This window comes from Streptomyces sp. P5F9, assembly GCF_057961495.1.
On the sequence record NZ_JBXVPZ010000768.1, the window covers coordinates 1 to 2,642 of the forward strand.

Annotated in this window: 2 protein-coding genes and 1 pseudogene; all 3 read left to right on the forward strand. The window is 72.8% G+C overall.

Annotation, left to right across the window (positions count from 1 at the left end):
• On the forward strand, positions 1-1,006 hold a 1,006-nt coding region (gene rsmA, locus AC31A1_RS49775), incomplete at its 5' end, for a 16S rRNA (adenine(1518)-N(6)/adenine(1519)-N(6))-dimethyltransferase RsmA (RefSeq protein ID WP_489659658.1).
• A gap of 173 nt (positions 1,007-1,179) precedes the next feature.
• The gene (locus AC31A1_RS49780; RefSeq protein WP_489659659.1) at positions 1,180-2,109 is read left to right on the forward strand and encodes a 4-(cytidine 5'-diphospho)-2-C-methyl-D-erythritol kinase; all 930 of its coding nucleotides are present in this window, start codon (positions 1,180-1,182) and stop codon (positions 2,107-2,109) included.
• Between the two features lie 121 nt (positions 2,110-2,230).
• Positions 2,231-2,502, forward strand: a pseudogene (locus AC31A1_RS49785) (MHYT domain-containing protein); the annotation flags it as partial.
• Positions 2,503-2,642: the final 140 nt, after the last annotated feature.

A 2,642-nucleotide genomic window follows, 5' to 3' on the forward strand; every position in this document is an offset into this window, starting at 1 on the left:
CCCCGACGCCCTCCTAGGCCCCGCCGAAATCCGCGAACTGGCCGCCGCCCTGAACGTCCGCCCCACAAAACAACGCGGCCAGAACTTCGTGATCGACGCGAACACGGTCCGCCGCATCGTCCGCACCGCAGACGTCCGCCCCGACGACGTGGTGGTGGAGGTCGGCCCCGGCCTGGGCTCACTCACACTCGCGCTGCTCGAAGTGGCCGACCGGGTCACCGCCGTGGAGATCGACGACACCCTCGCGAGCGCACTCCCGGCGACGGTCGCCGCGAGGATGCCGGACCGGGCGGACCGTTTCGCGCTGGTGCACTCGGACGCCATGCAGGTGACCGAGCTGCCGGGCCTCGCCCCGACCGCGCTGGTAGCCAACCTGCCGTACAACGTGGCCGTACCGGTCCTCCTCCACATGCTGGAACACTTCCCGACCATCGAACGCACCCTGGTGATGGTCCAGGCGGAGGTCGCCGACCGCCTGGCCGCGCCGCCCGGTTCGAAGGTGTACGGCGTCCCGTCCGTGAAGGCGAACTGGTACGCCGAGGTCAAGCGGGCAGGCTCCATCGGCCGCACGGTCTTCTGGCCGGCCCCGAACGTGGACAGCGGCCTGGTGGCACTGACCCGCAGGTCCGAGCCGCTGAAGACAACAGCGACCCGTCGCGAGGTCTTCGCCGTGGTCGACGCGGCCTTCGCGCAACGCCGCAAGACCCTGCGGGCGGCGCTCGCGGGCTGGGCGGGGTCGGCGGCGGCGGCGGAGGCGGCACTGGTGGCCGCCGGGGTGTCCCCGCAGGCGCGCGGCGAGTCGCTCACCGTGGAGGAGTTCACGCGCATCGCGGAGAACAAGGCGGGCGCCGGGGCCGAGGCCGGTGCCGGGAACAATCTAGGCGCCGAAGGGGAGGCAGCTGCCGACCGCACCGCGCACACCGGGCAGCACGCGCCCGCACCGAAGACGGCCGCTGCGCGGGCCGCCCGAGCCGAGAACGCCCAACACGAGGAGCCCGGCAAGTGACCGACACCGCCTCGGCCCCTGTCAAGGTCACCGTCCACCACGAGGAGCTCGGCAAGTGAGCGTCGCCATCCGGCCCCCCGCTCAAGCCGCCGTCCACCACAACGAGCCCGGCAAGTGACCGTCCCCGCCCCGGTTTTCACCAAGGCCACCCCCCAGCACAAGGAGCCCGGCAAGTGAGTGTCACCGTCCGCGTCCCCGCGAAGGTCAACGTCCAGCTCGCGGTGGGGGCAGCCCGCCCCGACGGTTTCCACGACCTGGCCAACGTCTTTCTCGCGGTCGGCCTCCACGACGAGGTCACCGTGACCCCCGCCGACGAACTCCGGGTCACCTGCGCGGGCCCGGACGCGGCCCAAGTCCCCCTGGACCGTACGAACTTGGCGGCGCGGGCGGCCGTAGCACTCGCGGAGCGGTACGGCCGTAGCCCCGCCGTGCACATCCACATCGCCAAGGACATCCCCGTTGCCGGCGGCATGGCGGGCGGCAGTGCGGACGGTGCGGGCGCGCTGGTGGCGTGCGACGCGCTGTGGGGTACCGGAGCCTCGCGGGCCGAACTGCTCGACATCTGCGCGGAGTTGGGCAGCGATGTGCCGTTCGGTCTGGTGGGCGGGGCGGCGCTCGGCATCGGGCGCGGCGAGAGGCTGACCGTCCTGGAGACCGGCGGCACCTTCCACTGGGTGTTCGCGATGGCGGAGCGCGGGCTGTCCACCCCCGCTGTCTTCCGGGAGTTCGACCGCTTGGGCGAGGGCACCGACATCCCCGAGCCGGTCGCCTCCCGGCCACTCCTCGACGCGCTCGCGAAGGGCGACCCGGACGCGCTCGCCGCCGCCGTCTCCAACGACCTTCAGCCCGCCGCCCTTTCGCTCTTCCCGGAACTCGCCGACACCCTCGCCGCGGGCCGCACCGCCGGCGCCCTCGCCGCGCTCGTCTCCGGCTCGGGCCCGACGACGGCGTTCCTCGTCCGCGACCCCGGTGCGGCGGCGAAGGTGGCGGAGGCGCTGACGGCCTCCGGAACCTGCCGGACGGTCCGTACGGCGACGGGCCCGGCGGCGGGGGCGACCGTGATCGACCGATCTTCACGCGGGGCCCACGGAACACCCGCCTGACCTGCAAAAATACACGTGTTCGGTGTCATCCAAACCACGTGGATTCAATGTTCGGCAATCGACCCCGAGGCCCCTTTTGTGGCGTATGTCTCGCAGGCGCGGCTGGCATGATCAGCCAACCCCGGTCCTGGCCACCCTCGCCGCCCTCGTCATGGGGCTCGCGGTCAGCAGCATGCACTACACCGGGATGTACGCCGTGAGCGTCGCCCTCGCGCCCAGCGGCGCGGCCCTGTCCGGCGCCCCCGCCACGGAGTTCATCTTCCCGCTCGCGGTCGTGCTCGGCTCGTCCTCTTCCTGGCCTCCGCCTACGTCGCCCTGTCCCCGACCGGCAAGCGCCACGAGTCGGCCTTCGCGGCGGAGCTGCTGCGCGAGGTCGAACTCGCCACGGTCTGAACCGACTTCGCCCGCCCTACGGCGAACACACCTGCCGCGACGACGCCCCGGCACAGGCTCCCACCGCGCCCACCCCAAACCCCCAGGGCTGCACGCTCACACCCCGCCCACCCCAACCCCCTAGGGGCGCGGTGGGAGCC